We start from the raw sequence: 5,692 nt of genomic DNA on the forward strand, positions 1-5,692 counted from the left end.
CGACGCGCCCGGGCGGCGCGCGGACCTCGCGCTGCGCGTCCCGGCGCGTCCCGGCGCGTCCACCCGTGATCCACCGTCCGTGCCGCGAACGTCCACGCGGAGCGGCGCGCGCTCCCAGCCCGGTCGTGGTCTGATGGATCCATGGAACCCATCTACACCGCAATCGCGCACGCCTCCGGCGGAGGACGCGACGGACACGTCCGCAGCGAGGACGACCGCATCGACTTCGACACCCGTCCCCCCAAGGAGATGGGCGGCTCGGGTGAGGGCACCAACCCCGAGCAGCTCTTCGCCGCCGGGTACAGCGCCTGCTTCCTCGGCGCCACCCACCTCGTCGGCAAGAACGCCGGCGTCGACACGAAGGACGCGGGCGTCTCCGCCAGCGTCTCCATCGGCGACAACGGCCAGGGCGGCTTCGGCCTCGCGGTCGAGCTCGACGTCTACCTCCCCAACGTGGCGCCCGAGCGCCGCCAGGAGATCGCGGACGCGGCCCACCAGGTCTGCCCGTACTCCAACGCCACGCGCGGCAACATCGACGTGAAGGTCACCATCGTCGACTGACCGGCACCGCACGATCCGCGAGGCGGGCGCCCCCGATGGGGACGCCCGCCTCCGTCGTCCAGGGGCCGATCGGTAGGGTCGTGGCATGCCTGAGAACACCGGCCCCGCAGGGGCGCCCCTCGACGACGACGCCCGTGCCGCCCTCGAGGAGCTGGGGGAGATCCGCGGCAGCATCGACAACATCGACGCCGCCCTCGTGCACCTGCTCGCCGAGCGGTTCAAGTTCACGCAGTCGGTCGGCCGGCTGAAGGCCGCGCACGGGCTGCCCGCGGCGGATCCCGAGCGCGAGCGCCGCCAGATCCTCCGCCTCCGCGCGCTCGCCGAGGAGTCGCGGCTCGACCCGGCCTTCGCGGAGAAGTTCCTGAACTTCATCGTCGCGGAGGTCATCCACCACCACACGCGCATCGCCGAGGACCAGGGCGCCGCCACCTCCGCGGTCGCGCCCGAGGACGGCGGCCCGACGGCCTGATCCGTCAGGCCGCGAGGCCCGGCCCTCCCGGGCTCAGCCCTCGGGGGCTCAGCTCTCCGGGTACGCCTCCCGCAGCACGCGCTCCAGCAGCTCCGCCACCGCGCCCGGGCCCGAGGCCGGCGCGACCGCCTCGACGCCCTGGTTGTAGTTCGTGTTCGTGTTCACGTCGTAGGTCACGAGCCTGCCGTCCGCGGTCTCGATGAACTCGATCCCGGCGACCTCGATCCCGAGACCCGCGAGGAACGCGACGTAGCGCTCGACCAGCGGGTGCTCCGCGGTGATGTCCTCCCGCAGCGAGAAGATCGTGTCGCCCGGCTGCTGCGCGATGGTGGCGCCGGGCGGCATCACGAGGGCGCCGGTGGCGGGGTCGATCGCGCACGCGTCCGCGGGGCAGAGCTGGTAGCCGCCGCGCGCGGTGTCGGCCTGGATCGCGTACACGAAGCGCCCGCCGACGATCTCGACGCGCGTGACCCGCGGGGTCGCCGCCTCCAGGAACTCCTGCAGCAGCGTGATCCCGTCCTGCGGCTCCTCGAAGTCCGGCCCCTCCACGTAGGCGGCCAGCTCCTCGACGCTGTCGAACCTCCGGACGCCGAGGCCCTTGCCGCCCTGGTTGTGCTTGGTGATGAACGGCGTCGGGAGGCCGCGCGCCGCCTCGACGATGCGGTGGCTGCCGATCACGGCGCGCGTGCGCGGGACCTCGATGCCGGCGGCGCGCAGGGCGGTGAGCTGGTCGACCTTGCTCACCTCGAGCTCGATCGTGCGGCGGCCGTTGACGGTGCGGCGCCCGTGCGCCTCCAGCCACGACATGAGGGCGCGCGTGTAGTCCTTCGAGAGCGCGTGGTCGCGCGTGTGCGCCGAGGCGCTGATCCTCGACCAGAAGACCCCCTCGGGCGGCGCCTCGTCGATCTCGAGCACGCCGTCGGTGAGGAGCCACTCCTCGTACGGCACGCCGCGCGCGTCGAGCGCGGCGGCGAACGGGCCGAACCACTCGGGGTTCTCGTGGATGGCGTAGACCTTCGGTGCGGTGCTCATCCCCCCAGGCTACGAGGCGCGGGCGGCGCCAGCTCACCCGGCGGCGTCAGCTGAGGCGCACGAGCGCCTGCACCGGCAGGTGGTCGCTCATCATCCGGCCGCGCCAGGCGAAGTCGTTGACCGCGGCGGCGCGGACGTCCACCCGGTCGCTCACGAGGATCCAGTCGATGCGCGGGTCGCCGACCACCGGCGCGCGGTAGTCGGGGAACGTGCCGAACGCGGGCGTCGCCTGGCGGGCGCTGTCGAGCCACGAGTCGCGGAGTCCGGCGCGGCGGGTCAGCGCGTCGTACGGGAACGAGTCGACGGGCGCGTTGAAGTCGCCCATGAGCACGAGCGGCAGCCCGGCGAAGCGCGTGCGCACGAGCTCGGCGATGGCCTCGGCGGCGCGGTCGCGGGCATCGGCGACGTCGTGGTCGAGGTGGGTGTCGAGCACGACGAGCGGATGGCCGGTCGCCTCGTCCTGGAAGCGGGCCCAGGTGAGGATCCGCGGCATGGGGTTGCCCCACGTCATGCTGCCGATCACGTCGGGCGTGTCGGAGAGCCACATCACGTCGTGCTCGAGGAGCGTCAGCCGGGAGGCCTGGTAGAAGATCGCGCCGTGCTCGCCGTGGCTGCCGCCCTCGCGCCCCTGCCCGACCATGCGGTACGAGGGCGGGAGCGCCTTCTCGATCGCCTGGATCTGCGGCCACAGCGCCTCCTGCACGCCGAGCACCGTGGGCCGCTCCTGCTGCAGGAAGCGCGTGAGCACCTCCTGGCGCTCGGGCCAGTGGTCGGCCTCGCCCGCGCGGGTGCCGTGCCAGGGCATGCGCACGTTGAGGGAGATCAGGTGGATGTCGTCGCCGGTCGTCGGGCCGATCGCGGTGGTCATGACGACCATTCAACCCCGTGCGGCTGACCGCCTGGCCTCGCAGCGACGATCGGGTGGGGAGCGGGCGTCAGCAGCCCGGCGTGACGAGCGCCTTGACGAAGGCGCCGGTCTGGTACGTGTACTGCGAGACCCACTGGCGGAGGTCGAAGTCCACCGGGTCCTCGACCACCATGAGGTCCCCGTCGAAGCAGCGGTCGAAGATCAGCTGCGTGCGGGTGACGTGCGGGGTCCACGTGATGACGATGGCGCTCGTCCAGCCGTTCTCCTCGGACTTCGCCTTGAGGTAGCGCGCCTCGCCCTGGGTCGTGAAGGGGGACGGGGTGTCGCACGTGACGGCGTAGGGGAACTCGCCGTTGCAGGCCGCGAGCTCGGCGGCAGACTGCGGGCCGGTGCGCGGCACGGAGAAGACGACGGTGTCGGAGTAGCCCTCCTCCACCAGCTTCGCCGCGAGGTCGCGGCGCGTGGGGTTGGGCGGGCCGATGACGTAGATCACGTCGGCCTTGTCCGGCTGGCTCGCCGGAGGGAACACGAAGAGCGGGATGCCGGCGAGCAGCCAGGCGAGCAGGAGGACGAGGAGCGCCAGCAGGGTGCGGACGATCCATCGCCGGACGCGGTGCGCCCGGCGGGGCGGGGTGGTGGTGCTGGGTGTCAACGTGTGCTCTCGGCCTGGAGGATCCGCGGGGGCGGTGTGCGGGCATGCGGGGGCGGGTGCGTCCCCCGGCGGCTCGTCGAGCCTATGGGGGACGCACGACGGCTGCTAAGCCCCCATCCGGGGCGGGCGGTGCGGCGTCGTGGGGACGGGACGGCGGATCAGCCGCCCGTCGAGCAGGGCACCTGCGTGATCTCGGACTCCAGCGGCCGCACGAGCGGCGTGTGCCGCACCTCGAGCGGTCCCTGGGCGTCCGACGCCGGCATGGTGAAGGTGACGTCGACGGTCTTGGTGTCCTGCGGCGCGAGCTCGGTGCGGATGCGGATCATGCCGCGCCCCATGTCGGTGCCGCGCGCCTCCTCGGTCGTGAGGTCGGCGTCCGTCCTCCAGTCCGTGACGGTGGATCCGACGGGGCCGTACACGAGGAGGTCGTCGAACTGGCGGCCCTTGGCCTGGCCGTCGAGCCCCGTGACGTAGCGGGGCAGGCTCGTGGCGGCGTCGAGCGGCGCGATGCTCGTCATGTCGACCGACACCGTATACGTGGTGGTGTCGCCGCAGGTCTCCGCCTGGATCCGGGACCCGGAGCGCAGGTAGTAGCTCATCTTGGATCCCGAGCCGATGTCGTTGAAGTACAGGCCGATCGCGGTCGCGTCCGAGTTGTCGTCCGGCAGCGCTCCGCTCAGCGGCCCGTCCTCGATGAGCGCCTGCTCCTCGGGCACGGTGCTCCACATGAGGAGGCGGCGCTCGTCGATCGCGCGGTCGATCGCCGTGACCAGCGGCACGACGGGCGGGGTGTCGGTGACGAGCTTGCCGAAGATCGTGCTGGCCGCGCTCGCGAAGTAGCGGTCCTGCGCGAGGTAGTCGGGGTACTGGCTGTAGACCGCGCCGAGGAGCGTCGGCACCGCGTTCTCCGCGTTGAGCACGTCGCCCGTGGCGAGCGTGATCGGGCCGGTCGCCTCGAGCAGGTAGCTGAGCGCGATGGGGTCGAACGACAGCACGCCGTCGACCCGGTCGCCGATGTAGCGCTCCCAGTACGACTTGGCGAGCGCGCCGGACGTGGGGAAGTCGGGGAACATCGTGATGTTCTGCTCGAAGCGGTCCGCGCGCGGCTCGATGAGGCGCACGGTCTCGTCGGGCACGTCGCCCTGGCGGACGTTGCGCGGGAAGTCGTTGCTCGACGCCTGCTCCGCGATGCGGACGGTGCCGTCCTCGACGGTCAGCAGCACGAGCGCGGCCGGGTTGCCGCCGGTGGAGCGGACCTCCGCGTTGTTCTGGAACATCAGCAGGTAGTTGCGCGAGCCCTCTGCCCCGAGGAGGTCGGGCAGCACGCCCGTGACCTCGCGGAACGTGCTCGCGGTCTCCTCGGTGCTCGTGAGGGTGTCGTCCATGAGGTCGACGTCGTCGGCGACCTGCGCCCAGAGGCTGCCGCGGTCGATGGTGTCGAGCTCGGCGCGGGCGCCGGCGAGGCCGTCGCTGGCGGTGTCCACGGTCTGGCCCAGGGAGCGGATCCCGTCGAGGTCGATGCGCCCGAGCACGGGCGTGAACGCCGAGAGCGAGACCTCGGTCGCGGGCGAGACGACGTCGGTCGCGAGCCGGTCGCTGGTGGCGGCGAGCACGCGGGCGGCGTGGAGGTTCGGGCCGACGAAGGGGATCCACTCGTACGCGCCGAGCACGCCGTCGTCCGCGGCCTCCGCGGCCTTCGCGGTGTGGTCGCGGAGCTCGGCGGCGCCGGCCTTCGCGGTGTCGACGTCGCCCGCGAGGAGCGCCGTCTGCACCTGGTCGGAGAGCGGCAGCGCCTCGCGCAGCTCGCCCTGGACGGTGTCGACGCGGGGGAGGATCAGCGCGGCCGAGACCGCGGTGCCGATCGCGAGGACGCCGAGGACGCCGACCGGGATCCAGAGGCGCTTGCGCTTCCAGATCGGCCGACGGGTGCGGGACGCGTCGCGGTCGTCGCGGCGGCTGCGGCCGCCGTCCGAGCCGTCGGCCGGGGGCAGGATGTCGTCGATGCCCGTCACCGGTCGGGCGTCCAGGTCACGGCCGGCCGTCCGGCCGGGAAGGCGCGGCCGTTCCCGACCGCGGGGCGGTCAGCGGCGGGGGCGGATGCGCCCACAGC

6 protein-coding genes are annotated in these 5,692 nt (G+C 72.9%); 2 read left to right on the forward strand and 4 right to left on the reverse strand.

Features of this window, described 5'->3' with window-relative positions:
• The first annotated feature begins 141 nt into the window (after positions 1-141).
• Positions 142-561 (forward strand): organic hydroperoxide resistance protein, encoded by a 420-nt coding sequence (locus tag DZG00_RS11560; RefSeq protein ID WP_011931929.1) that lies wholly within the window; start codon positions 142-144, stop codon positions 559-561.
• An 85-nt stretch (positions 562-646) separates the two neighbouring features.
• The gene (locus DZG00_RS11565; RefSeq protein WP_119382207.1) at positions 647-1,030 is read left to right on the forward strand and encodes a chorismate mutase; all 384 of its coding nucleotides are present in this window, start codon (positions 647-649) and stop codon (positions 1,028-1,030) included.
• Between the two features lie 48 nt (positions 1,031-1,078).
• Here DZG00_RS11565 and DZG00_RS11570 read toward each other — a convergent pair whose 3' ends face one another.
• From DZG00_RS11570 to DZG00_RS11585, 4 genes are all read right to left on the reverse strand, one after another.
• Positions 1,079-2,062, reverse strand: coding sequence for an ATP-grasp domain-containing protein (locus DZG00_RS11570; RefSeq protein WP_119382208.1), 984 nt, complete (start codon positions 2,060-2,062; stop codon positions 1,079-1,081).
• Positions 2,063-2,108: 46 nt separating this feature from the next.
• Positions 2,109-2,930 (reverse strand): endonuclease/exonuclease/phosphatase family protein, encoded by an 822-nt coding sequence (locus DZG00_RS11575; protein WP_233549075.1) that lies wholly within the window; start codon positions 2,928-2,930, stop codon positions 2,109-2,111.
• 67 nt (positions 2,931-2,997) lie between these two features.
• Positions 2,998-3,582: a YdcF family protein gene (locus tag DZG00_RS11580; protein ID WP_119382210.1), complete on the reverse strand. Its 585-nt coding sequence runs from the start codon at positions 3,580-3,582 to the stop codon at positions 2,998-3,000.
• A 158-nt stretch (positions 3,583-3,740) separates the two neighbouring features.
• Positions 3,741-5,594 (reverse strand): DUF4012 domain-containing protein, encoded by a 1,854-nt coding sequence (locus DZG00_RS11585; RefSeq protein WP_119382211.1) that lies wholly within the window; start codon positions 5,592-5,594, stop codon positions 3,741-3,743.
• Positions 5,595-5,692 lie beyond the last annotated feature (98 nt).

This window comes from Clavibacter lycopersici (genome assembly GCF_003576405.1).
Lineage (GTDB): Bacteria > Actinomycetota > Actinomycetes > Actinomycetales > Microbacteriaceae > Clavibacter > Clavibacter lycopersici.